Source organism: Agrobacterium sp. FDAARGOS_525, from assembly GCF_003938925.1.
Taxonomy (GTDB): Bacteria; Pseudomonadota; Alphaproteobacteria; order Rhizobiales; family Rhizobiaceae; genus Agrobacterium; species Agrobacterium pusense.
The window spans coordinates 1,083,632-1,107,252 of sequence record NZ_RKIU01000004.1 but is presented as its reverse complement, the minus strand read 5'-3'; the positions used below and the strand labels follow the sequence as shown (position 1 = coordinate 1,107,252).

Annotated in this window: 23 protein-coding genes and 1 tRNA gene; 11 read left to right on the top strand and 13 right to left on the bottom strand. The window is 56.5% G+C overall.

Features of this window, described 5'->3' with window-relative positions:
* Positions 1-3: 3 nt before the first annotated feature.
* The gene (locus EGT36_RS21520; protein WP_022563300.1) at positions 4-1,023 is read left to right on the top strand and encodes a bile acid:sodium symporter family protein; all 1,020 of its coding nucleotides are present in this window, start codon (positions 4-6) and stop codon (positions 1,021-1,023) included.
* A 62-nt stretch (positions 1,024-1,085) separates the two neighbouring features.
* Here the strand turns inward: EGT36_RS21520 and hspL are convergent, their stop codons facing one another.
* Positions 1,086-1,568 (bottom strand): heat shock protein HspL, encoded by a 483-nt coding sequence (gene hspL, locus EGT36_RS21515; RefSeq protein ID WP_004437287.1) that lies wholly within the window; start codon positions 1,566-1,568, stop codon positions 1,086-1,088.
* 223 nt (positions 1,569-1,791) lie between these two features.
* Here hspL and EGT36_RS30605 point away from each other — a divergent pair, with 223 nt between their 5' ends.
* Both EGT36_RS30605 and EGT36_RS21510 read left to right on the top strand, forming a co-directional pair.
* Complete coding sequence (locus tag EGT36_RS30605) at positions 1,792-1,941, top strand: hypothetical protein (protein WP_162471999.1); 150 nt, start codon at positions 1,792-1,794, stop codon at positions 1,939-1,941.
* Complete coding sequence (locus tag EGT36_RS21510; RefSeq protein ID WP_035207362.1) at positions 1,938-2,879, top strand: alpha/beta fold hydrolase; 942 nt, start codon at positions 1,938-1,940, stop codon at positions 2,877-2,879. Before EGT36_RS30605 ends, EGT36_RS21510 begins: the two co-directional genes overlap by 4 nt.
* Before the next feature lie 21 nt (positions 2,880-2,900).
* On the opposite strand, the gene hisN is transcribed toward EGT36_RS21510, so the two are convergent.
* A complete protein-coding gene (hisN, locus tag EGT36_RS21505) occupies positions 2,901-3,677 on the bottom strand; it encodes a histidinol-phosphatase (protein WP_035207365.1) in 777 nt (258 codons plus the stop codon).
* A 314-nt stretch (positions 3,678-3,991) separates the two neighbouring features.
* Positions 3,992-4,876 carry an N-formylglutamate amidohydrolase gene (locus EGT36_RS21500; RefSeq protein WP_125271058.1) on the bottom strand — a complete coding sequence of 295 codons (885 nt, stop codon included), beginning with the start codon at positions 4,874-4,876 and terminating at the stop codon, positions 3,992-3,994.
* A 181-nt stretch (positions 4,877-5,057) separates the two neighbouring features.
* Between EGT36_RS21500 and cpdR the strand changes: the two genes are divergently transcribed.
* From cpdR to EGT36_RS21485, 3 genes are all read left to right on the top strand, one after another.
* Positions 5,058-5,420: a cell cycle two-component system response regulator CpdR gene (cpdR, locus tag EGT36_RS21495; RefSeq protein WP_003497910.1), complete on the top strand. Its 363-nt coding sequence runs from the start codon at positions 5,058-5,060 to the stop codon at positions 5,418-5,420.
* 81 nt (positions 5,421-5,501) lie between these two features.
* Positions 5,502-5,576, top strand: a tRNA-Val gene (locus EGT36_RS21490).
* A 134-nt stretch (positions 5,577-5,710) separates the two neighbouring features.
* Entirely contained in the window at positions 5,711-6,106 is a 396-nt protein-coding gene (locus tag EGT36_RS21485; protein WP_125271436.1) for a thermonuclease family protein, read from the top strand.
* 100 nt (positions 6,107-6,206) lie between these two features.
* Here the strand turns inward: EGT36_RS21485 and EGT36_RS21480 are convergent, their stop codons facing one another.
* From EGT36_RS21480 to EGT36_RS21470, 3 genes are all read right to left on the bottom strand, one after another.
* A complete protein-coding gene (locus EGT36_RS21480) occupies positions 6,207-6,821 on the bottom strand; it encodes a hypothetical protein (RefSeq protein ID WP_286084283.1) in 615 nt (204 codons plus the stop codon).
* A gap of 177 nt (positions 6,822-6,998) precedes the next feature.
* Positions 6,999-7,256 (bottom strand): hypothetical protein, encoded by a 258-nt coding sequence (locus EGT36_RS21475; protein WP_125271056.1) that lies wholly within the window; start codon positions 7,254-7,256, stop codon positions 6,999-7,001.
* A complete protein-coding gene (locus tag EGT36_RS21470; protein ID WP_125270542.1) occupies positions 7,253-8,071 on the bottom strand; it encodes a glycoside hydrolase family 108 protein in 819 nt (272 codons plus the stop codon). Before EGT36_RS21470 ends, EGT36_RS21475 begins: the two co-directional genes overlap by 4 nt.
* Positions 8,072-8,139: 68 nt before the next feature.
* On the opposite strand from EGT36_RS21470, the gene EGT36_RS21465 reads away from it, so the two are divergent.
* Positions 8,140-8,460, top strand: coding sequence for a hypothetical protein (locus tag EGT36_RS21465; protein WP_125271055.1), 321 nt, complete (start codon positions 8,140-8,142; stop codon positions 8,458-8,460).
* A gap of 410 nt (positions 8,461-8,870) precedes the next feature.
* Complete coding sequence (locus EGT36_RS21460) at positions 8,871-9,551, top strand: acyltransferase (protein WP_125271054.1); 681 nt, start codon at positions 8,871-8,873, stop codon at positions 9,549-9,551.
* A gap of 118 nt (positions 9,552-9,669) precedes the next feature.
* Here the strand turns inward: EGT36_RS21460 and EGT36_RS21455 are convergent, their stop codons facing one another.
* Positions 9,670-13,059: a rhamnan synthesis F family protein gene (locus EGT36_RS21455; protein ID WP_172965692.1), complete on the bottom strand. Its 3,390-nt coding sequence runs from the start codon at positions 13,057-13,059 to the stop codon at positions 9,670-9,672.
* 308 nt (positions 13,060-13,367) lie between these two features.
* Here EGT36_RS21455 and EGT36_RS21450 point away from each other — a divergent pair, with 308 nt between their 5' ends.
* Positions 13,368-13,676: a hypothetical protein gene (locus tag EGT36_RS21450; RefSeq protein ID WP_125271052.1), complete on the top strand. Its 309-nt coding sequence runs from the start codon at positions 13,368-13,370 to the stop codon at positions 13,674-13,676.
* Positions 13,677-13,933: 257 nt separating this feature from the next.
* Here the strand turns inward: EGT36_RS21450 and EGT36_RS21445 are convergent, their stop codons facing one another.
* Complete coding sequence (locus EGT36_RS21445) at positions 13,934-16,345, bottom strand: pectate lyase family protein (protein ID WP_125271051.1); 2,412 nt, start codon at positions 16,343-16,345, stop codon at positions 13,934-13,936.
* A gap of 68 nt (positions 16,346-16,413) precedes the next feature.
* Positions 16,414-18,387 carry a phage tail protein gene (locus EGT36_RS21440; RefSeq protein WP_286084282.1) on the bottom strand — a complete coding sequence of 658 codons (1,974 nt, stop codon included), beginning with the start codon at positions 18,385-18,387 and terminating at the stop codon, positions 16,414-16,416.
* A gap of 130 nt (positions 18,388-18,517) precedes the next feature.
* On the opposite strand from EGT36_RS21440, the gene istA reads away from it, so the two are divergent.
* Both istA and istB read left to right on the top strand, forming a co-directional pair.
* Entirely contained in the window at positions 18,518-20,017 is a 1,500-nt protein-coding gene (istA, locus tag EGT36_RS21435) for an IS21 family transposase (protein WP_052821263.1), read from the top strand.
* Position 20,018: 1 nt separating this feature from the next.
* The gene (istB, locus tag EGT36_RS21430) at positions 20,019-20,753 is read left to right on the top strand and encodes an IS21-like element helper ATPase IstB (RefSeq protein ID WP_003501246.1); all 735 of its coding nucleotides are present in this window, start codon (positions 20,019-20,021) and stop codon (positions 20,751-20,753) included.
* 60 nt (positions 20,754-20,813) lie between these two features.
* Here istB and EGT36_RS21425 read toward each other — a convergent pair whose 3' ends face one another.
* From EGT36_RS21425 to EGT36_RS21410, 4 genes are all read right to left on the bottom strand, one after another.
* Positions 20,814-21,458, bottom strand: a complete 645-nt coding sequence (locus tag EGT36_RS21425; RefSeq protein WP_125271049.1) for a head-tail connector protein — start codon at positions 21,456-21,458, stop codon at positions 20,814-20,816.
* A 3-nt stretch (positions 21,459-21,461) separates the two neighbouring features.
* Positions 21,462-21,653: a hypothetical protein gene (locus EGT36_RS21420; RefSeq protein WP_086132836.1), complete on the bottom strand. Its 192-nt coding sequence runs from the start codon at positions 21,651-21,653 to the stop codon at positions 21,462-21,464.
* 65 nt (positions 21,654-21,718) lie between these two features.
* Positions 21,719-22,927, bottom strand: coding sequence for a phage major capsid protein (locus EGT36_RS21415; protein WP_125271048.1), 1,209 nt, complete (start codon positions 22,925-22,927; stop codon positions 21,719-21,721).
* Positions 22,928-22,955: 28 nt separating this feature from the next.
* On the bottom strand, positions 22,956-23,621 hold the full coding sequence (locus EGT36_RS21410; RefSeq protein ID WP_063950524.1) for an HK97 family phage prohead protease: 666 nt from the start codon (positions 23,619-23,621) through the stop codon (positions 22,956-22,958).

The window sequence follows — 23,621 nt, the reverse complement described above, 5'->3', positions numbered from 1 at the left end:
CCCATGACCCGCTTCTTGCCCGACCGTTTCACCATGATGCTGGTGGCCACCGTAATTCTGGCTTCCATCCTGCCGATTAGCGGCGAGCCGGCAGAATATTTCGGGCTTGCGACAAAACTCGCGATCGCTCTGCTGTTCTTCCTGCACGGCGCGCGGCTTTCGCGGGATGTGGTGATTGCGGGCATCCTGCACTGGCGTCTGCATCTGGCGATCCTGCTCGTGACCTTCGGCCTTTTCCCGCTTCTCGGTGTGGCGATAGGCTTCATTCCCGAAAGCATCCTGCCGGCACCGCTCTATATGGGCGTGCTGTTTCTCTGTGTGCTGCCATCCACCGTGCAGTCATCCATCGCCTTCACGTCAATGGCGGGCGGAAACGTGCCGGCGGCGATTTGTTCAGCCTCGGCTTCGAATATTTTCGGCATGTTCCTGACGCCGTTGCTGGTTGGCCTGCTGTTCACGGTCGGCGGCCATGGCGGCGGATTTTCGCTGGATGCTTTCCTGCAAATCTTCCTGCAGCTGCTTCTGCCTTTCATCGTCGGTCAGGTCCTGCAGCCCTGGATTGGTGACTGGATCAGGGCGCGCAAGAAATTGCTTTCTCCGGTCGATCGCGGCTCCATTCTGATGGTCGTTTATCTCGCCTTTTCCGATGCGGTCATCGAGGGCATATGGCACACGTTTTCGCTCCGGGATATCGGTGTGGTCATCGTCATCAATATCCTGCTGCTGGCGCTTGTCCTGTGTGTGACGATGTTCGGCAGCCGGCTATTGGGTTTCGACAAGGCCGATGAGATCACCATCACCTTCTGCGGCTCGAAAAAGAGCCTCGCCAGCGGCGTGCCCATGGCCGGCGCGATCTTCGCCGGCCAGAGCATCGGTGCCATCGTTTTACCGATCATGCTCTTTCATCAGATCCAGTTGATGGTCTGCGCTGTCCTTGCCCAGCGTTATGCCCGCAAGGCCCATGAAAAGGCAGCGATAGCCGAAGCGGCTGCGGCAGAAGGCGCCGCAGCTTCCGCTCGATAAAACGCGCTCCGGCCAACAAAAACGGCCCCTCAAGGGGGCCGTCTGTCTTGCATGTGGAATACTTAGTTGACCTGAGCCGGGGTGACCTGGGCTTCGATGGTCTTCGGCGCATCGGCGCTGTCGGACGAGATCGCAATGCGGCGCGGCTTCATGGCTTCCGGAATATTGCGAACGAGATCGATGTGAAGCAGGCCATTCTTCAGGGAAGCGGTCTGAACTTCTACGTGGTCGGCAAGCTGGAAGCGGCGTTCGAAGGCGCGCGTGGCGATGCCGCGATACAGAAATTCGCCTTCCGTCGTCTTCTCATCCGTGGCCTTCTCGGCTTTCACGGTCAGCGCATTGGCGCGGGATTCGATGCTGAGTTCATTTTCATCGAAACCGGCAACCGCCATGGTGATGCGATAGGTATTCTCACCGGTCCGCTCGATATTGTAGGGCGGATAGGACTGGGCCTGCTCGGGCTGGCCGAGGCCGTCAAGCATCGAAAAAAGACGGTCGAAGCCCACGGTGGAACGATAGAGAGGGGAAAAATCAACGTGACGCATGGTGTCCTCCTTAAGAAGCGACTGTTTGCGGTTAAGTCCGCCATCCCATTCTGGCGACGGTCGGACATTTGGCGCGGCCCCGCTTTGGCGACCGCATGAAGGAGATGGGAATGGCGTCGCGCGGCGTCAAGGGGTGGATGCAACATGAACCATGTCTGAACATCCGGTTCCGGCATCGTTCAGTTTGAGAGCCATAAAACTCCCGTCATCGGAGACATTCTCCGTGGACAGAAGCAATAACGTCCCTTCTTCTTCTGTCTTACTCGCCGGAACCGCGACTGCTTTAACCGACGGTTCCGGCAATTTTTTCTTTGACCTTCCCGCGCCGCCGACCTATCCGAAAAGAGTTGAAAAGCCGGAAAAAGACCGATGATCGAAGCCACATTGCGCGCCAGTGAAGACAATCCGGTTCCCGACAGCCATGTGGTTGGATATTTTTCTGGCCATGGCGGCAAACAGCTCCGCTATGCGATCTTTCGGACCCATCGTCATGTTGCCCGCGGAACGGTGGTTCTGCTGCATGGCAGAAACGAATGTATCGAAAAATATTTTGAAACAGTGGCCGATCTGACGGCCATGGGCTTCTGGGTCGCGACGTTCGATACGCGCGGGCAGGGCGGTTCCGAACGGCTGCTGAAAAGGCCGGGTGCCGGGCACGTGCGGCGCTTTTCCGATTATCAGCACGACATCAGCCTTTTTCTGGAACAGGTGGTGCTTCCGGATACGAGGCTGCCGTTCTTCATGATTGCACATTCTACCGGCGCGCTTGCCGCGCTTGCCGCAGCGCCCGGGCTCGCGAACAGGATTGATCGGCTGGCGCTTTGTTCGCCCTTCATAGAACTCGACAGTCAGCAATCCGTCCCGTCATCCGTTATCCGGCTGGTCGCCACGGCTTTGAGCCTTGCCGGCCTGGGAAAAGTTCAGCTTGGCAGGGACCAGCGCGAACGGGATTTTGACGGCAATCCGCTAACCTCGGACGCAAAACGTTTCGCAAGGAATCTCTCGCTGCACAGGCAGTTTCCGGAACTGTTCATTGGCGCGCCAACGGCCCGCTGGGTCTATGAGGCGTTGAAGACCATGGGCCGCGTGACCCGTCAGGATCATCTGACGAACATAACCATTCCTACCCTCATTCTGGCGCCCATGCTGGACACGATAACGCCCTATAAGGCGCAGGAAGAGCTGTCGCGCAATTTCCGGGCGGCGCAGCTTCTTCCCATCACCGGCGCGCGTCATGAACTGCTGCATGAGCGGGATGTTTTCCGCAAGCAGGCACTGGCCGCCATCGACGCGTTTTTCGCGCCGGAGTGATGGCCGCCTTGCAGGGCAGGTCTATAGTCTGGAGAGAATGGCAAGCGCCTGTTCGTGTACGGATCTGGAGCCGGCGGCCAGAATGCGGCCGCCATTTTCAGGACGTCCGCCATCCCATGTGGTGATGATGCCGCCGGCCTGCTCGATGACCGGAATAAGTGCGCCCACATCGTAGGGCTTCAGGCCGGATTCAATGACGAGATCGACATGACCCGCGGCCAGCAGGCAATAGGCGTAACAATCCACGCCGTAGCGGAAAAGGCGGACCTGATCCTGCACCTTTTCGTAGAAGGGCTTTTCCTCGGCGGTGAAAATATGGGGTGTTGTGGTAAAAAGTATTGCGTCCGATAGCGAAGCGCAGTCACGCGTGCGGATGGTTCGTTCGCCCTCGGGTCCGAAATACCAGGCGGAGGTGCCGTCGGCAAAGTAACGCTCCCTGGTGAAGGGCTGGTCCATCATGCCCATCGTGGCGCGGCCGGCAGACTGGAAGCCGATCAGAGTTCCCCATACGGGCACGCCGGAAATGAAGGCGCGTGTGCCGTCAATGGGGTCGATGACCCAGACATGCTCGCGGTCGAGACCGACATTGCCATGTTCTTCGCCGAGGATGCCGTGCTGGGGAAAACGAGCCTCGATGAGCGCACGAATGGCGCTTTCGGCCGCTTGATCGCCTTCCGTCACCGGATCATAGCCGCCATCCTGCTTGTTGGTAACGGCAACGCCCGTGCGAAAGCGGGGAAGCGTTTCGGCGCTGGCCGCATCAGCAAGTTCGAAGAAGAAATTCCGGTCAGGCAGCATGCGAAACCTCATTGCGTGAATTGATGGCCTCAATTGTGTGGCGAAATGCATAGACCGGAATCACCTCCGCCGTCCACTCGTATGGTGACGAAGCCGCGGTTTCCATATTTTCGGCAAAAGCACAAAAAACATGCAGAAAATAAAATGATTGACAATTGTGCAATTACTGCGTAGCGTGATGCTACAGTCTTTGACTGTAAATACCCTCCTTGGGTGTTTCCTCCCTAGACTTGACCGCGCCAAGGCGCGGTTTTTTTTGCCCGGCGCACAGCCAGGCAAGGGGGCGAACGATTTAATTGAGAAGCTTGGCTGAGCTATTCGGCGGCGAGCGAAGTTTCGATCGCATATTCCGACACGAAAGCCCCGAGCTGGCGCATGAATATTTCCAGCGAAGCCTGAATGGCGGGGAAATCGCCTTTCTTCAAAAGCGTTTTTTCATCGACATAAAGCGACCGGTTGACCTCTATCTGCAGCGCGTGAAGCGAGCGTATGGGACGGCCGTAATGTTCGGTAATGAAGCCGCCGGCATAGGGCTTGTTGCAGACGGCGACGAAGCCAAGTTCTTCGAGGAAATGCAGGGCCGCACGCGAGACTTCCTGGGAGGCGCTGGTGCCGTAGCGATCGCCGATAATAACATCAGGTCTGAGGTTTGACCCGGTGACCCGGATGTTGCCGGGCATCGAATGGCAATCGATCAGGACTGCCATGCCGAAATGTGCGTGCGTGCGGGACAGCAGGCGGCGCAGACAGGCGTGGTAGGGTTTGTATATGGTCTCGATACGGGAGAGGGCTTCATCCACCGGCAGGCGATGGGCATAAATATCCATGTTTTCCGCAACGATACGCGGCACGGTGCCAAGGCCGCCTGCAACCCGCATGGAGCCGATATTGGCGTAGGGCGGCAAGGTGCCCTCGAACATGCGGGGATCGAGCTCATATGGCTCTCGATTGACGTCGAGATAGGCGCGCGGAAAATTCGCTTTCAACAGCGGCGCGCCAATCTCTGGGGCGGCGCCGAAAAGCTCGTCGATGAAGTGGTCCTCGGAGCGACGGATGTCATGCGAATCGAGCCGCGCCGATTCTAGGAAGGAGATGGGATAGCAGCGGCCGCTATGGGGGGAGTTATAGACGAATGGCAGGGTTTGAACGGCAGGTTCCGTTACTTCGAACAGCTCATATTCACCTGTTACCCAGTCCATTCAGGCCATTTACCATGTCGCAAACTATCAGGAGGTTCATGTTGCCAGTTACGGTGCGGCAAGTCCATACTGTCGCCCAAGTAGCGCTATACCGATTCACGTGTTCACAGGATATTTACCGTGAAAATCCTATAATCGGGCTAGGGTATTCCAAACATTAAGCAGTTACGGTCACTTAACCATGAATCAGAAAATTCTTCTCGCTGAAGACGATAACGATATGCGCCGCTTCCTCGTCAAGGCGCTGGAAAAAGCCGGTTACAAGGTTTCTTCCTTCGACAATGGCGCAAGCGCTTACGACCGGCTGCGCGAGGAGCCCTTTTCCCTTCTTCTCACCGATATCGTCATGCCCGAAATGGACGGTATCGAGCTTGCACGACGCGCGACCGAACTCGACCCGGACCTGAAAGTCATGTTCATCACCGGCTTTGCAGCGGTTGCGCTGAATGCCGATTCGAAGGCTCCGAAGGACGCCAAGGTGCTTTCCAAGCCGTTCCATCTGCGCGATCTGGTGGATGAGGTCAACAAACTCCTTGTGGCGTAAGGCCTCTCAAAAAACCTTCACAAAACCGAAAAAAAGCAGTTGACGCATGAACCGGTTTTGTGGTCTATCCGCCGCCACGGAGGGCGTGTAGCTCAGCGGGAGAGCACTACGTTGACATCGTAGGGGTCACAGGTTCAATCCCTGTCACGCCCACCATCCGAATTGCTGTAATATCAAGGGCTTGCGAGAAATCGCAGGCCCTTTTTGCATAGTGCTCTCAAGGTTCAACGAACCTGAAGGAAAAACCAGTGGTGAAGATATTTTCCGCCGCGCTCGCGTTGGCCATTTATCTGTCCGCTTCGGCGGACGCTTTTGCGGGGCAGGGTGTCTCTTGCGCCTCGCTGATCGTCATCGACGGCGACACCATCAAGTGCGACGGCCAGAATATGCGATTGCTGGGTGGCGGGGTGCCGTTCAAGTCTGGCGTGGATGCGCCCGAGATGGGCAGCCGTGCCAAATGCGAGTTTGAGCGGGATTTGGCGATGAAGGCGAAAGCTAGGCTGAAAGAACTGCTGCTGGCCGGCGTGCCTCGCATCGAGGACAGCGGCGCCAGAGACCGGACGCAGAGCCGCCGGCCGCTTGTGAATATCTATCTCCCCGATGGCCGGGAAGTTGGGCAGGTTCTTATGTCGGAAGGACTGGCGCGAGAATGGCGCCCGAAGCACCGCATTGATTGGTGCAATTGATCTACGCCTCGGTTATGGAGGTCGAGAGACTTCCGGCCAATTGGCGGGAAGTTGGCAGTGAACCCGCTGGCAGTACGAGGCTGCTGGCGGGTTTTATGTATCAGCTTCCCGGCGAAGCCTTCTCGCGCTCCATGCGGTCTACCCGCTGGCGAAGGTCTAATATGACATCGCGCGCACCATACACACTTGTCTGAGCCTGCTTCAGCTCATCTATCTGGCGCTGCTGATCGGAATCGGTGTTCGCTTGGCTGGTCCACACCCGCTCTAGCTCGGCGCGCGGCACCTGAGCCTCACGAACATCCTTGATGGAAATCTCCATGCGGTTGCGGTCTTCGGCTCCGCGTGCCTGCCGGTATTCCATCTCTTGCCGCGTCACGATCTTTTCCGACAACGCCAGAACTGCGTTTTCAAGTCGCGACGTGGAGGAGTTGATCGGCCAGTATGCCAATCCGCCAATGACAGTGCAGAAGGTAATGGCCACGCCGATCGCCTGCCACTGTGGCTTGTTGCGCTCGGAAAGGTTTGAAGATAGCGCAGCTATAGAGGTGCGCATCTCGTTGGCAATGGCGGACATGCCATTCTCAACCTGCTTGAACCCGGCACGCATCTCTGTTTCGAGATCACTCTGCCGGCGGCCAAGGTTGGTGACGCGCTCACCCAGCTGCGCCGTGACGGCATCGGTGTAGCTGCGTTCGATGTTGCCGTTGTTCGCCATGTCGTCGTTTCCTGCCATTACCCCAGCCTTAATTCGCTATGCCATCACTTGCGACACGCAGCGTCAGCCGCACATTGCCTGTTATTCGAGTTGATTGCCGGACCGGCTGTTGCGTCCTGTGAAGCCAGACGAGCCGCCTGCGGGTCCGAGAATTTGACGAAGCTGTAACCTGCCCCGTTAGTCGCAGGCGCTGTCTGGCAGGCCGCTATCGCGCATGAACACGAGGCAACGGCCGCGATCCGTAAGACTGCGGAAAGACGCATTGTTCTTCTCCAATTCGTTGATGCGATCGAGCGCTTCCTTGGCGGCCTCGATCTGGGTCTGTGAGCGGCCTTCTCGCTTGCCGAGCCAGTATGAGCCCGAGGCCAGCAGAACGGCGCACAGCAGCCCACCAGCGGCGATCTTGAGCCAGTTGGGGATGAGAGCCCAGATCATGCTGCCCTCACCCGCTTAACGAGATAGATGAAGCCGAGGATGCCGCCGCCGATCATCAGCGCGGCGAGCGCCCACTGCACTGGGCCAGATCCGGCAAAGATTGCGCCGGCCGCCGACAGGAAGCCGCCAAGCGGGCCCCAAGCTTCCGGTTTCTTGATCACCTCGATCAGGCCGGTGTCTCGGACATCAGCTTTCGCCTTGCCTTCCTCCGGCACCTTCACATCCTTGACCATATCGGCGCTGAGTGTAGCCAGGCGAACGGCATTGCCGACGACGCCCAGCTGATCGGCCCACTGGCCTTTCGGATCCTTGCCGGTGACACGGATGGTCCAGCCACGACCATTGGCCGGGAAGCCAGTCTTTGGGTTCGTCAGACTGCGGAGATAAGCCATGCGCTCGTCGCAATAGGCGTGGATGAGCTTGGCGATACCACCAGGGTATGCCTTGACGGCAGCCACCGTCTGCTCGCCCACAACGCCATCCTCACGAACCCCGAGAACCTTTTGCAGGCGCCGTACTGCGGTTGCCGGTCCAGAGTTCACGCCGAAGTCAAAGGCAGCGTAATCGAGGCCCTTGGGCAGAAGATCGCCGCCGCTCTGCGTCCAGTAGGACCGGCGATAGATTTCCTCTGCTTCCTCGCGCGTCATTGCCTTGACCTGCTCGGCCGTGACAGATGCAACGCCACGATGTGCTGCAAGCGTCTTGTGGGTGACGCCGTATTTTGTTGCGCCGCCGCGATCCGTCTTTGCATTGACGTAGCCGCCCTCGTGACCAAACATAAGGTCGAGCGCAACGGGAAGCGTTTCCCGAGCCATGATAGTCTCCTAGATTGTAAGTTTCGGATTGTCGCTTATGAACCCATCCAGCAAGGGAGCGACGATAGATGATTGACTGGAACTATGTTCAGCAGCACTGGGACTGGGCGGGCCACATCCTTGAAGCGCTCGTCATGGCGGCTATCGTTGCCGCTTTATTCAGGGCGCTTCTAAATTGGCGCTTATCCTGGATAGTTGGACTGGCTTTTGCTGCCGGCCACTTCCATGGTCGCGAAAAGCGCGACTACGAGGTGTCCGTTCACATGCCTCCGCCTCACCTCGAGGGGTATTATTTCTGGAATTGGTCTTGGGACGGAACGACCGACTTCTGGCCGACCGCCGCTGTTTGCGTAGCGCTGATCCTGCTAGTAGTGAGATGGTTTAAATGAACCATCTATACTCGTGCCGGAGACAACAATGAAACAGAGATTGACCAACGAGGAACTTCTGAGTGTGATAACCGGCCAAACCGCTATAATATCCACACTCATCAATGCCCTAATAAGTTCGGGAGCGCTCCAGAGGAACGAAATCGTAAACGCTCTTTACGAAACGCTGGCCGAGGCGCCGTCAATTCACAGTCCGGCGGCTGCACCGTTCAAGCACCTACTGAACTTACTAGAAGATTAGGCGCTGTTTAGCGCGTAAGAACTTGACGATTGGACCGTGGGCCGCGATGGGTAACGGTTTGTTTCAAACAGATAGAACGCTAGAGCGAAAACATCGAATTCAGCCACATTTGGAGTGTTACCCATTATGTATCCGTGCTTGAAAAAAATTCAACGATCAGGAGTGGTAAGTGGCCATTGACAATCGCGGTCAGCGAAACCTTGTAACGATTGACGATAGTCTAAAAGTTAGCGGATTCATCGCTGGAAATGACAACATAGTGATTATCGAAGAGTCATCATTCCCTAGCTCCGTTGAACTGAGGATATGTGGCGACCATAACCACGTTAGGATTCGTAAGGACAGCTTTTTAAATAATCTTAGAATTTTTGTCGGCAATCAGGCCCCCGCCAAAGGCGCCGTGATTTCGATCGGAGAATATTGCAGTTGCGAGCCCAACTGCCAGTTTTTCGTCTATGGGAGTGGTGATCGCTTGACCATCGGTAACAACTGTATGCTTTCTAACACGATCACAATGCGCACCAGCGAATCTCCCCATTTGATATTCGATTTGGAAACCGGTGACTATCTAGACATAGGCGGGAATATCTCCATAGGTGATCATGTCTGGGTAGGTGAGCGCGCCTATCTGACCAAGAAAGCCGTGATAGGCGACGAGAATATTGTTGCAGCATGCGCTGTCGTGACCCGCAGTTTCAAAGAAAGCAACTGTGTCATTGGTGGGAATCCGGCAGAGGTTCGCCGTCGTGGCGTTCAATGGATAAGAAACCGCTCGAGAATAGAACCTGGTTCCAAATTTGAGAAAAGCCACGATGCTCACCGCGAAAAATGGGACCAGAAGAAGTGGTAGGGCGGGGGCGCGTTTAGCCTTCAGAATGGCGTTCAACACATTTTAAAAGCCTAATATAGACGCGGCCCCTCAGACTCGCGTCTATATCTTCGATTACTCGCGGTACTTTTGCATACGCCTACAAAACAGCAGCCAATCCCCTAGCCACCTGTTCTGTATCGATTGTCCATTGACGGTCCTTTCTATCAGCGAAGTTATCGATCTCACTCCCAAATATCACATCACACGAGCCGCAAACCACAGAAGATATCATCTGATCATCCTTCGCATAGAAATTCTTAGGAGCCAGCACAATTTTAGATGTGTTAGACTTTTGAAATGCAGCAAGATACATTTGGCTGCCCACGGGGCCAGCGATGATGCGAGACTCTGCTGCCAATCGCAACTGTTCTCCCAAAGAAAGCTCCTGCGGATGAACAACATCGAAGCCATTCTTTTCAAAAATTGCTTCTACATGAGCTTCATTCATGAGTGGTCTCTCTGCAATTCGTGAACGAGAGAGATAGGTCAGCCGGGTCGGTTTACCGTCGAACGCTGTGCTTGAAACAGCTCTCCAAACATCGCCTTGCAGATCACTCACCCATCGATGCGATCTTATGGATGCATCAGCTACCCATAAGCGTTCAACCGTCACCCCATCTTTGGGAACGTGAACCACTCGGGACAAATCAACTCCCGCGCGCGATAACAACTCCTTTTGAACATCTCGCAGAAATGGTTCATAGACGAGAAACTTCACGTCAGCAGGAAGCGGAACTGATCGGTACATCGGCCAAAGCCGAGACAATCCCTCTAATATTGCGTGACCAAAATGGGGTTGCACGTTTCCTATAAGGAAGTAGTCCCCTGCTAGGCGAGCCTGAGAAGGGTTGCAATTCAGCTTTAACCGGCCATCAGAGTCTTTTGATAGCAGGTTCCGAGGAAGTAGGCGCTCGCCATTCCAGACACCGAATGAAGCCTCCACAAGCTTACGGTCTTGCGTCAGTAGAAGTTGGCCACTCTCGTGTCCGTCTGGAAAGGTTTTGTCTATCAAGCCACCGAAGCACAACGCATTGTGCAACCTTGATAACCCAACAGATGCGAACCATTCTTCCTTCGACCATACGGATGGTAGCCAATTTGAAAGCGACACTCCATTTGGTAGTGATTGCTTCGACGTGCCGTCAATATCGTTCGCAACGGCCCCCTGATTTACAGGACCAGAACGGACAACATCAAAAATGACTTCGCCGTCTTCCGACGATGTAAGAAGATCCTGAACACTAGTGAATCTTTTCAATGTAGCGGCGTCAGACGGGACGCTGTCGTGAGAGGCGGCAATCGCCGGAAGTGTGTGAACAAACCTTTGATTGACTATCGGTGTAGGTGCCAACCCATGGTCATAGAGGTAGAAGCACCCGGAGTCCCGTGTGCACATGTTTTCTTCGAAAAGCGGATATAAGTCGATACCCGCCTGCATAAGTGCATAATTAACACTTAGCTGGTCTCTGCGACTGTTGGATTCAATCTCGCTCCACCACAAATCTGTGAAAGTCTTAGTCTTGCTGTTCGTTGAATCGAAAATCATAAAATTAGTTTCGACCAATCGCGCGCCACCTAAGTTGGGGATCGCAGAATACCGACTAAGCTGAGCCGCAATCAACTCGGCGTCATCGAGTTTTTGCTCAATGGCCGCTTTCCCTTCCTCGAAGCAAGAAAGCCTCACCGGATGATGTATACCACCTACGGATTTTCCAGCTGATTTAAGCCCCTCGATAAACCGTCCCACTCCGCATCGCAGCTGAATGTTAGCATCTATCCAAAAGATGTAGTCGTAGCCTGGTAACAGTGAAATGAGATGAGTTTTGGCGTATCTAGCTATTCGACGCTTGTCTTTGTTAGTGTAGTCAAGCTTCCGGATTTCGAAAACACCATACCCGTCTATGTCCTGATCTGAGAAACATACATAATCGACATCTGCTTCCAGAATATCCGGCAGGAGCAGAGGATCGAACCCGCCAGTAATAGCGGTCGCTACCGCAATTTTTGCCCTGTGGGTACGGGAACTTTTTGCTGCAAGATAGCTCTTTACGTCATCGGTTCTATCTTGTTGGCTGGGTAAGTCACGGTTGGAGTGGTAGTAGTCTATAAGATTGTGCGCAATGTCTATATACCGCATGGCCACGGTTTTGCCAGAAGAGAACGGGATGACGCCAAACAAACGCTCAATGGCGTGGGCAGTTGTGTTGTCAACCTGACCGGCTTCTTCTTCAAAATCTTCCAACGAAAGAGATCCGTCGAAAAGCCGGCGATAATCATTGACCCTCATCCAAAAGAACGAACCCGCAGGATAGTCGGGGCACTTTTCAGGCATGATGTCACACCCAATAAGTCTACCAACGGACTTCGTTTTTTCGAAATTCGTGCCCCATGAAGGTTGATTTCTCACCGAGGGAAAATATGGCGGAAAGAACGCTGCCAAGTTTGGGTCATGGTGAAATGACGAGAATATCTGCGAAACGACAGACGCGTTCCCGCAAAGATAGTGCATCAAATATCGGCGCCATCCCGCATGACCAGGGTTATGGGGGCTTCGCTTTGTATGAACGTGCAACATTAGGTCGTGATTTAGAGCGTCTTTGCCAACGCCTGCGATGAAGGGGGCAATATCCCGACCTCGGTTCGGGACTGCCCGGACTATCACTTCTTTAGCACCAATCAGTCTATTTAGAGCTTGCCTCTCCATGTCACCGAGGTCGATATGTCCCTCCGGTATAGTGACGTAGGCGGTATACGGTACCGGGATATTACTGATATACATGGCGAGCTCATCAAAAAGCTCGCGATAGAACACGTGTATATGCACTCCAACAGAGAAATTAAAGCCTTCTGGGATCTCGCACGGAGCATCGAACATCAGGTATGGCTCATCCACGCCGCCGTATTCCGGCTCCGTGTAACGACGATGAGGGTTGTAAGCAATAAGTGATTCTGCTGGCTTCAGCTTTTGCTTAACACCTTCATTAATGTAGTGAAAAAGCGGAGATTGATCTGAATCGCCAAGATGCTTTGCTTTATACCATTCAGCATCAAGGCGACCAGCAAGCTCAGAAAATCGATTTGGAAACCGCTTTTCGTATCTACCGTACTTAAGGTAATGGCGCTCAGGATCAAACCCGGCTCTTTGAACATCACGATTTTTCACCAGATAATACTCTGGATCCATAAAGATGTTGTGTTTCATTATAAACGAGTAAAGAGGATTCTGCCCCCGGCGCTCATCCCACACCCCCGTCCCCGGAAGGTCGGCCAAGGTGAACGCCCGGCTGGGCAGGCGACCCATCGCGGCACCTATCCATATATAGTGCTCTAATGGGTCAATACCCAAAATTTTAACGTCTTGGTATTTCTCAAGATACCACTGGCTGTCAAACAAACCAGACTTCGTGATAACGGAAGCTATGGCTTGGTTCATTTCACTGCCTGGAAGAGCATCGAATCTCGCAGGGTTATCAGTATGTGTATTCACGTTCATTCCTTCAAGGCACGCGGAGGGTAGACTCCGGCCATCATTCGCCTCACTTATCAGGACGCTTTGCCGACCGGCCAGAGTGTACTAAAACTTGACCTGAATTATTAGTACCAGGACATGACCTGAAAACGGTTAATAGCACGTTCTAGTAGAGTCAATAAGGGCGATAGGGAGACGATGCTAAAACAAGGCAGAGCTTGTTTCTGATCTCGAAGAGATCTATCCTTAACTTACCCTGCGCGACGAACGAGATGGCTATAGAAGGCCGCCGTGAACATTGTAACCGAACAACTGGAAGCACGCTGATGAATAACCCCATAGCGCCTGACCACGAAACCCTTCTTAGCCTTTGCGATGATTACATTGAGCGGTACAACTTGACCGATGAGGAAGCTCTAGGCGAGCCGCCCAAAGTCGAGACGACAGCAAACCCTGAGGCCGATGAACTCGCTAAATCCGTTCGGGAGTATTTTCTTGAGATGGATCGGTCAAACTTCTTCGTGCATTTCGGCAAAGCGAAAGATCGCCTCAACGAAATGCACGAAGCTCTGACCTCGTACTACGCTGGTAAGGCCGGGTCCACTCACGCCCCGGGCAGAACCTCAACCAAATAGCTCTCAATGGTCATCGTATCGCCTGCATTGGCCAGTTGGCAGCGCAGCGTTAGATCATTAGCAACGAAGGTGTCAACAGCGCCGGTCGTAAACGCAAATGGCGTTGCTCCGAAGTTATTTGTGATGATCTGCGAATTTCCGACGCCTCTATTCGCTATTTCAAACTGAACTCGCGCCGTAAGATTTGCTGTCTGTCTACGCCGAGAAGATCGGTGCCCGTGATGCTCAGAGGGAAAACCCGATCAGTTAACTGGGCATCAGTTCTCGATCGCATGCACAGAGATTCGGGCCGGGCCCGAAGGCACGTTCGTTCCGGTTCGCGGCAGAACGATGAATGCCAATGATGTCGGTGTCGATGTTTCGTAGTCGTAGAACACATCTACAGACACACCTGAGGTACAAGAGCAAGAAACGACGCGCGGCTTTGTTGAGAAGACGCCCGACGTGATGCCCACAGCGAAGCTTTGAGTAGTTCCACCGTTGAGCTGGACTACAACGTCAGTCGCGACCTCGCCCCTAATAACAGTTCCGCTTGTAGCGGATGGCATGTTCGATGGCGAAGAACCGATATAGATGTTGTCGCGAATACGGGAGTTCACCGTGTTCGCGATGTCCAGCTTGGCAACAGTCTGCCCGAGAAAAACGTTATCCGTGATGAATGGATGAGAAACCGGGTTGACGCTTACAACCCCGCGAGCGCCGCCGACAAACTTGTTACCCTGGATGCTGACGCGATCCGCCCCGACGCCACTAACGGCATACAAGCGAACACCGTCGCCCCCCGGAGGGAGGATGAAGATGTTGTCAGCAACAATCGTGTCAACGCCAGCATAGATATTAACTGCGTTCTTGTTCGCAGCCGACAGGCCAAACCAGTTACCCGTGATTATGTGACGGCTACCATAAGCTGTGATCGCATCTTCATGAACGATGTCGATCACGTTACCTGTGATAGTTGCCAACAAGCCGGCATTGCTCTTGAAGAAGTCCGTGATACCGGCCGCTTTATTGCCGATGACCATCCAGCCTTCGTTGTAGTTCGGGGAGCCATTGCCGGCCCACTCCAAGAAGGTGCCTCCGAACTCCATGGCATTTCCGCTTACATCATTATTCACAGATGCGTCTGCGTAGATGAAGTTAGCCCCGACTTGCTGATCCTTGGCGCGCAACGAGTTGCCGGTGATCCCCGAATACCAGAGACGATACGTCGAAATCGCTCGCTTGAAATAGTTGTCGCTGCTGCGCATTGGGCCGAACTGGTTGCCCCTGATGCAGAACCTGTTCGAGTGAAAGGCCTTAGTCTTGTCCCCGAGGATGAGCCCCTCATCAACACCGGGCACCGCTGGCAAGAACCAGTTGTCAGTGATGCGTAGGTTGTCGCCTGCGATAGTTATGGATGCGGTTGCCGTGCCGAAGATGTATACCGACTTATCGGCGCCCTGGCCGATCATGGAAGGGGCTCGCCCAGCGTTCACTTTTCGAGAGATGGGGCCTGTGAGAAGAAAATTTCCTACTCCCGTGCCACCCCCAGCGTCGAGCCATCTTTGTAAGGCGGCGGTATCATCGGTGACGCCATCACCCTTAGCCCCGCACATCTGAGGAGTAAGCAAGTTCTCGGCAACCTCCCACCAGCCCCCATTAACCGGGTCTACCGAGCCATTCGGCAAAAAGCGGTCTGCGGACCGAACCTTAAGCCCATGAGATGGCTCGGCATTGACACGGACATAAGTTGCCCGACCAACACCCATTACGGCATAACCACGGGTTTCCAGAGAGTTCATCCCAGCCGGGAATTCCAGAGCCTCCATCCCGTTACGGGTGGCCGTAATCGGCACTTCCTTTTCCGACACGATATCGTTGACGTAGCCGGCAGCCTGGTCGCGAGCAGACTCGGAGCCGGCGCGAGCCACTTCCGACCGATCAGCCTCCAAGTCTGACCGGTCGGCATCCTCTTCACTCTTTGCCGCCCAGTGCTTTGCAGAAAATGTGGTAACGCCATCGCCGCCGAGGCTTGCCGGAACCGGCACGTCCTCGGCGTTGTTCGCCCACGCCTTGGCTGACTGAAAATTGCGGAGTGAGTTCAGGTCAGAAATCAGGCGGAACGTCGCGCCAGACACAAATCCAGCCACAACGTCATTCTGCTGGAGCTCTCCAGCGTCCGGATCTTCCCCGGTCCGAGTCTTAATGGTCAACACAGCACCGCCGTCGAACCGAACAGTGACCGGAGAAGCCGTGTTCGTTGCGGGGATGGCAAGAGTGACGAGAGCAACGCCGTCTCCGGCTGGCAGACGCGGAGATGTAGACGCCACGATGGCGTTGGCCGTGCTTGCTCCGGTCGGGGAGGCTGTCACAAACTGATAGCCAGGAAGGAACGATGTCAGTTGCGTCCACGATCCTGATCCGGAGGCACCAGACTTGATGTAGAGGCCGTTATTCGCCGCCGTGGGATCGTTGTAAACGATGGCGACGGTATTGGCAGCGTATCCCAGCGTCATGGCTGCTCTCGTGGCAAACCACGGGCCGGACGAAAGAACGCCAGACGTGACCATGCTTTCAAGCCAGCTTGACCACGAGCGGATATCGGCCTTTTGAGGCTTATTGGCGCCGGAGGATGGAATACCGTCAGTGACGTAATCTCTCCAGACTTCAGAACCGCGAGGTGCAGCCATCTTTCTTCTCCATGCGAAAGCAGCCCGCAAATGCAGGCGCCGAATTTGATCTGTTTGTTGCTGGGCCGTCAGGAGACGGTGAATATGCCGGTCGGAACCGGTGTGGCGGGCCGCCCTGATGAATTGATGGCGACGAGCCAGGCGTAGTAATCGTCTTCGTCCAGGCCAAGGATCGCTCGCTGGTCGATCGCGCTCGGCGGCCCGTACTCAGTTGCTACGAGTGAAGCTCCAGAGAAGCTGTTCGACGTGTTGAGATAGATCCGGCAGGCGAAGTAGTTGCTGCTGTTAGGAGCCGTCCACTGGAAAAGCGCTTGCCCTGTGCCTTCGGTAGCCGTGACGTCCGTCACAGGACCAGGAGGCGTGGGATCAGCAACCGCCGTCAGCAGCTGGTAGTCCGTCCACTCCGATTTGGTGCCACCGCCCCAGGTCCGCAGCCGCACCCGATACTGTTTGCCGTCCACAAGATACGGGGTTCTGACCTCCGTATCGCCAGCCTTTGAATAGACCGACTGCGCGGCTGCAGAACCATCAACCGGTTCATACTCCATCTCGTAATTGAGAATGAGCGCCTGAAACGACCATTCGCCGACAATGAGAGCCGCAGACGCACCGCCGGAAACCACCTCAGTCTGCACGGATGCAACGAAGCCCGAGGGCATGGGGACGCCACCGGGGGCAACTGGAGTGACCGTGTTGCCCGGAGAACCCTCCTCCGTCGCAGCGTCAAAGGCGTAGAGGTCGGACGAAACAACGATACCGGAGAACGAAACCCGCATATTGCGGAGATCGAGTGTCACCGTCGACGTGATCTCTATGATCGCATTCACAAGTCCGCGGCTGGGATAATGCACGCGAATGAACCGACGGTACGCGCAGTTCTTTGCATCGCTATAGTTCGCCGTTATCGAGACCTTGCGGGCATTGGCGCGGATGAAGGTCAGCTTCTGCTTGCGCTGGCAGTGGTTGTGCGACTGGATGGCCGGGTTGTCGAAAGTCTTGGTGCGCTCGGTTTCATCGAACTCGCCGTAAGGGTCGCCGTAGATCGCAGCGTCTTCCGTCACAAAATGATTGTCGGTGTTCACATATCGGCCACGCACCGCGAGAACCGTCGAAGAAAGCCGCTTGTTCTTGTCGACGCGGATCGCAAAGATATGGTCCTGGTCGAGCGTGATATCCGGCTCTACGAACTGGCCTGCATGAACGCCAATCTTTCCATCGGCGCGCTCATAAACCACCAGCTCGCCAGCCTCATCGAGGTAACGACCGACCTCGATCTGATCGTTGTTCGTGCGGAACCACATGCCGCCGTGATAGCGAAGCTCGACACCACCGATGCGATTGACCACGATCTGGTCGCAGACATTCGCGGCGTTGATCCAGTCCGGCATGTACATGCGGTCATAGCTCATCTTGCCGCCCCACGGGCTGCACAGATGGCGCAGACGCATCAGCGCCAGATTGGTCGAGAATGACCAGCTGTTGTGGTTGCTGGTCCGCTGCCCGCCCGAGCCGCCGGGAACGGTGGAGTCCAGCCGTGGATCATAGAGAAGCGCACCTTCCAGAACGCAGGAATGCTCCGGCATCTGGTTGGGGTAAATCTCAAGATAATCCTCTTGCGTGACCGTCGAGCAGGACATGCGGATGGTGGCAAGGCCGTCGCCGCGATGATCGTTCGTCCACACGCCGGGGAAGGCAGAGACAACATCGGAATAGGCCGTTTCCGCATCAAGACCGGCATGCCACTGGATCAGCACCCAGTTACCGGAGCCGCGATAGGGCTTGGCAAAATGCTCAGGCGCCGTCACCCAGCCATTATTCCCGGCACTGAGAGTGACTGGCTCATCATGCAGGTAGTGCCGCAGCACGCCGTTGATGCGATGTCCGGCAAGACAGGTGATGTGGTAAGCCGTACCATTTGCCTCCTCGAGGAACGTGTAGTCGCCGCCCTTCTTCACGCGCCCCATGACGATCGACAGCGGCGGTACGTTCTGCTTGAGGTTATAGGAACCGTCCTCGGGCTTCGGCACGGCCGGCTTCTGCACGAAGGCGCCCTGCAGTGTGATTAGGCATGGAATAAGGACCCCGCACATGGGGTGATCGGCGTCCAAACGGGACCCCCATTTGCAATGGGGTTACAACAGCCTCCGGTTTCATCGGAGGCTTTTTGTTCGGATGCTTATTGTGGAAACAATTCTGAAGATACGGCGGCTAGCCCATGTTCAGGGCAAGTCGATCAAGGCGATCTGCCGGGAGTTGGGCATATCGCGGAAAGTGGTGCGGAAGGTTTTGCGCACCGATGAGACGGAGTTCAAATACGAACGGACCCGTCAACCTCAGCCGAAGCTCGGCCCCTGGCGCGGTCAGCTCGATGGAATGCTCCTCGCCAATGAGGCCAAATCTTCTCGCGAACGGCTGACACTGATCCGGATATTCGAGGACTTGCGCGACCTCGGCTACGAGGGCGGTTACGACACAGTCCGGCGTTACGCCCGAACATGGGCGAAGGAGCGCGGGTCCGTGACGGCGCAAGCCTATGTGCCGCTCTATTACGCGCCGGGCGAGGCCTACCAGTTCGACTGGAGCCACGAGATTGTCGTGCTGAACGGCGTGACGACGACGGTGAAGGTTGCGCATATCCGGCTCTGCCACAGCCGGATGATGTATGTGAGAGCCTATCCGCGCGAGACGCAAGAGATGGTCTTCGACGCCCATGACAGGGCGTTCGCTTTCTTCGGCGGGGCCTGCACGCGCGGCATCTATGATAATATGAAGACCGCGGTGGAGACGGTCTTCGTCGGCAAGGAACGGCAATACAATCGCCGCTTCCTACAGATGTGCAGCCATTACCTGATCGAACCGGTGGCCTGCACGCCGGCGTCGGGGTGGGAGAAAGGCCAGGTCGAGAACCAGGTCAATCTGGTGCGCGAACGCTTCTTCACGCCGCGACTGCGCTTCAAATCCTACGATGAACTGAATGGCTGGTTGCTGGACAAGTGCATCAGTTACGCCCGCGCTCATAAGCACGTCGATCAGACGGAGCGCACGATCTGGGAGGTGTTCGATGCGGAGCGGCCGCACCTGGTCGGCTATCCCGGCAAATTCGACGGCTTCCACGCTGTGCAGGCCTCGATCGGCAAGACCTGCCTCGTGCGTTTCGACAACAACAAATACTCGGTACTGTCTACGGCAGTCGGCCGCCCTGCCGAGATACATGCCTATGCAGATCGCATCGTCATCCGGCAGGATGGCGTGGAAATCGGCCAACACGATCGCTGCTTCGGCCGTGGCGAGACGATCTATAATCCCTGGCATTACGTGCCGGTCCTGACCCGCAAACCGGGAGCACTGCGCAACGGTGCGCCGTTCCACGACTGGGTTTTGCCCGCCGCCATGGAGAAGGTGCGCCGCCGGCTGAAGGCAATGCATGACGGCGACCGGCAGATGGTGTCGATCCTCGAATGCGTGGGCCTGGACGGGCTCCCCGCCGTCGAAGCGGCCTGCCAGGAGGCGATCGATCAGGGCGTGTTCTCGGCCGCCGTCATCATCAACATTCTGGCCCGCAAGCGTGATCCGCAGCCGGCCGCCATCCTTTCCATCCCCGATGCGCTTCGCCTGACCCATGAGCCTCTGGCCGACTGCGCCCGTTACGACAGCCTGAGGAGGGCAAGCTGATATGGAACGATCCCAAATCCTCGACATGATGGGCACGCTGAAGCTGTTCGGCATGCGTAGCGCCTATGACGAGATCATGGCCTCCGGCATCAAGCGACAGCACGAACCGCCGCGCATCGTCGGTGACCTGCTTCAGTCGGAGATCGCCGAGAAGCAAGCGCGCTCCATCAAATACCAGATCACCGTCGCCAAGCTGCCGCTGGCCAAGGACATCGACGACTTCGACTTCACCGACACGCCGGTCAACGAAGGCCTGGTGCGCCAACTCGCAACCGGGGCCTTCCTCGCCGAGCAGCACAATATCGTTCTGGTCGGCGGAACCGGCACGGGAAAGTCTCACCTGTCCATCGCCCTTGCTCGTGCTCTGATCCGCAATGGCGCACGCGGCCGCTTCTTCAACGTCGTCGACCTCGTCAATCGGCTCGAGACGGAGGCACGTAGCGGCAAACAGGGACGGCTGGCCGACTTCATCACCAGGCTCGACTTCGTCATCATGGACGAACTGGGCTATCTCCCATTTGCCCAGGCGGGCGGCCAGCTCCTCTTCCACCTCATCAGCAGGCTCTACGAGCGGACGTCCATCATCGTCACGACGAACCTGGCCTTCGGCGAGTGGCCGGCCGTATTCGGCGACGCCAAGATGACCGCCGCTCTGCTCGACAGGCTCACCCACCATTGCGAGATCGTGGAAACCGGGAACGAATCCTGGCGCTTTAAAAACCGCTCTCAAAGCTAAAGCCGAAAAGACAAACAACCCGCGCCCGCAGGCCCTTGCGCTAAATGGAGAGCCCCGGGCCTACGCGCGCTGACCCGATGCAACTAGAGGCAGGGGTCCCTTTTGGGAGCCGATAAGGGGTCCCGTTACGACGCCGATTGACAACTTGGCAATAAGGGCGCGTTCCATGTTGGCGATTGTCTGGCCGGCATCGGTCGCAGTCTGCTCATATCCGATCTGGACGCGGGCGATGATAGCGGTGAGTATGTCGGCCGGGACGGTCGGCTTGTCGTCTACGATAGGCCAGCCAGCGCGGTACTCGACCGAGATTGCGGAACGAAGCGCAGTATCGCTCGGCATGGTGAAGCCATCCACGAACCGAACATATGATCGGCCGGCGGCATCCGTCTCGACGGCATAGTCTGTCGACGGGATCTGCGTCTCGGTCCCGGCGCTGTCGCGTGTCTTGACGCCGTCCACTGCGATCACCGGGCCGAGCGGAAGTCGCAGGCACTGCTCGAACCTATCAAATGCCTGGCGCCAGGTTTGCTCGACAAGGCAGATGCCGAGCACGCCAGTCCAGCCTTCGTAATGGTCGACCGCGGACTGGATGAGGCTTGTCAGCATCTCGTCATCATCCGCGCTGTCGACGCGCAGGGCCTTTTTCACCTCTTCGAGAGAGATTGGCAGCGCTTCTGGCGCGGTAACGCGGACGGGACGGTGCATGGATCAAGCGCTCTTGTTTTTCGGGGCGGCCTTCTCGGCCTTGTTCGACGGCGCGGGATCAGCCTTAGCTTTCGTCTCGCGCAGCACGCCGTTGTTGATCAGGTGCTGAACTTCGCCCTGCGCGGCTTCGCGGGTGTCTCCCGGCATGTACATCTTGTCGCCGAAGTGCTGGCGAAGGACTTCATAGGTTTTCATGATGGCTCTCCTTCGGTTCATAGAGAGGGCAACCGAAGCTGCCCTCCTTGATGAGCCGAAGCCGATCAGGTCACGCGACCGAAATCGCCGTAGATGAAGGCTTCAGGACGATAGACCGCCAGAGCGAGACGCTCTTCCGCAAGGATCGTGATCAGGTTGCGAATGAAGTCGTCATCGACGTAGGCCGCCTCGATCCGGGCATCCCAGCGGTCGAACACCTGGGCGCCGAGCTTGAACGCACCGACGAGAACCTTGTCGACCGTCATCGCCTGGGTTGCCACGACCGGCAGGCCCCACAGCGTCGGGCTGATGGTGCCCTGCGGATTGCCGATGATGTAGCGGCCGGTGGTGTCCTTCAGCGTCTCGATCCACGCCCAATCGCTCGGGTGCATCACGATACCGGTGGACGGATACTCGGCCAGCGCCGCCTGGAGCATCATCAGACGGATCATGTCGATGCTGGTCGGAGAAGCCAGAGTGATCGGCGCCGAGTAGGCGGTTGCCTGCGGGATGATACCGTTCAGGTTCTGGCCGGTTCCATCGCCGTTGAGCAGCTGGTTTTCTTCCACATAGGCGAGGCCGTAGAGGAGGCGCTGGTCGATCATCGAGCGGAGCTGCGAGATATCGTCCAGAACCTGCTTGGATGCCTTCATCCAGTGGGCGATTACCTTTGCCGACGTCGTCACCAGATCGAGCTTGAGATCGGACGAAGGCTTCAGAGCGCCTTCGGCGACACCAGCCGCGTTGTTGGTGAAGCCGGTTTCCTTCACGTATTCCAGCGTGTTGCCGTCCATTCGGCCCTGCGAAAGCAGGTCGCGAACGGTGAAACGGCGCTGGGGCAGCGGAAGGATGCCAGGCAGGCGAGTATTGGCGATTGCGTCACCAACGGAGCCGGCAGCATCAGTCGTCGCCGACGTCAGCGTTGCCTTCACCTTCAGGTCAGCGCCGCGTGCGCTCTTGGAGAACTTGCTGTCCTGGAACGACTTGAAGCCTTCCGATTCAACGAACTGCTCACCGAGAGTTTTGGCGGGATCGTCACCGCCCTTGCCGCCGCGGGCCATCTTCTGTTCCAGCTCGGCCATCTGCTCGGTCAGGCCGTTCATCTTCAGAAGGGCTTCGTCGGCCTTTTCCTTGAGAGAAGCCGTCAGTTCTTCGCCGGACTTCGCCTTGCCAAGGGCTTCCTCGGCAATCGCCTTGACAGCGTCAACCGCCTGGCGCTGCTCAGCCTTGATCTCGGCGGCGAGATCGGCCACCGACTTGTTTTCGTTGCTCATGGTTTTCTCCTAAGAGCGATGTTGGGGATTAGCTGGCCCGCAGAGCTTTCAGGAACGCAGCCGTGTCATTCGCCTTATCGCCCTCGGAATCGCTCCGAATGGCCTTGGCATAGCCGTGCGAGGCGATCGCAACAGCCATGCTTTTCGGAACCCCTGCCTCGCGCAGGATGTCCTCGAAATCCTTGATCGGCATGGGATCGCCGTCGCGCAGTCGGCGGGCGAACTCATCCATGCGTTCTGATTTGACGCTCTCGATCCGGGCGCGGCGGTTGGCCGGGAATGTCACCGGAGAGATTTCGTAAAGATTGAGCTTTTTCAGGAGCCGAACGGCGCCGTCTTGGTCGGTATCTTCCTCACGATAGCCGATGGACAGACCGCCGATGGCCTTGTTTTTGGCAAGCGTGTGGACCTCGCGCGCCCGCTGGATATCAAGCAGGAACCGGCCCTTGCCCCACAGGCCCTTTGCGTCCTCGGCCAAATCCTCCCAGACCCCGATCGGCTGGTGGGCATCATGGTTCCAGAGCATCAGGACGTTGGAGCCTTCACGCTTGTGCTTGGCCAGGCTCTCAACGAAAGCGCCGGGCATCACCTTTTCGCCGTAGCTGTCGATGTTCCCAAAGATGGAACCGTAGCCTTCAAAGGTGCCGTCTTCCGACAGGTCTTTGACCTGCAGGGCGAAATCCTTCGTTTTCAT

Coding starts and splice junctions, on each gene's coding strand:
- EGT36_RS21425 (WP_125271049.1), bottom strand. CDS start 21,458: ATGCACCGTCCCGTCCGCGTTACCGCGCCAGAAGCGCTGCCAATCTCT.
- EGT36_RS21520 (WP_022563300.1), top strand. CDS start 4: ATGACCCGCTTCTTGCCCGACCGTTTCACCATGATGCTGGTGGCCACC.
- EGT36_RS21410 (WP_063950524.1), bottom strand. CDS start 23,621: ATGAAAACGAAGGATTTCGCCCTGCAGGTCAAAGACCTGTCGGAAGAC.
- EGT36_RS21445 (WP_125271051.1), bottom strand. CDS start 16,345: ATGGCTGCACCTCGCGGTTCTGAAGTCTGGAGAGATTACGTCACTGAC.
- EGT36_RS21500 (WP_125271058.1), bottom strand. CDS start 4,876: ATGGACTGGGTAACAGGTGAATATGAGCTGTTCGAAGTAACGGAACCT.
- EGT36_RS21480 (WP_286084283.1), bottom strand. CDS start 6,821: ATGGCGAACAACGGCAACATCGAACGCAGCTACACCGATGCCGTCACG.
- EGT36_RS21420 (WP_086132836.1), bottom strand. CDS start 21,653: ATGAAAACCTATGAAGTCCTTCGCCAGCACTTCGGCGACAAGATGTAC.
- EGT36_RS21465 (WP_125271055.1), top strand. CDS start 8,140: ATGATTGACTGGAACTATGTTCAGCAGCACTGGGACTGGGCGGGCCAC.
- istB (WP_003501246.1), top strand. CDS start 20,019: ATGGAACGATCCCAAATCCTCGACATGATGGGCACGCTGAAGCTGTTC.
- EGT36_RS21470 (WP_125270542.1), bottom strand. CDS start 8,071: ATGGCTCGGGAAACGCTTCCCGTTGCGCTCGACCTTATGTTTGGTCAC.
- EGT36_RS21510 (WP_035207362.1), top strand. CDS start 1,938: ATGATCGAAGCCACATTGCGCGCCAGTGAAGACAATCCGGTTCCCGAC.
- hisN (WP_035207365.1), bottom strand. CDS start 3,677: ATGCTGCCTGACCGGAATTTCTTCTTCGAACTTGCTGATGCGGCCAGC.
- cpdR (WP_003497910.1), top strand. CDS start 5,058: ATGAATCAGAAAATTCTTCTCGCTGAAGACGATAACGATATGCGCCGC.
- EGT36_RS21415 (WP_125271048.1), bottom strand. CDS start 22,927: ATGAGCAACGAAAACAAGTCGGTGGCCGATCTCGCCGCCGAGATCAAG.
- istA (WP_052821263.1), top strand. CDS start 18,518: ATGCTTATTGTGGAAACAATTCTGAAGATACGGCGGCTAGCCCATGTT.
- hspL (WP_004437287.1), bottom strand. CDS start 1,568: ATGCGTCACGTTGATTTTTCCCCTCTCTATCGTTCCACCGTGGGCTTC.
- EGT36_RS21475 (WP_125271056.1), bottom strand. CDS start 7,256: ATGATCTGGGCTCTCATCCCCAACTGGCTCAAGATCGCCGCTGGTGGG.
- EGT36_RS21450 (WP_125271052.1), top strand. CDS start 13,368: ATGAATAACCCCATAGCGCCTGACCACGAAACCCTTCTTAGCCTTTGC.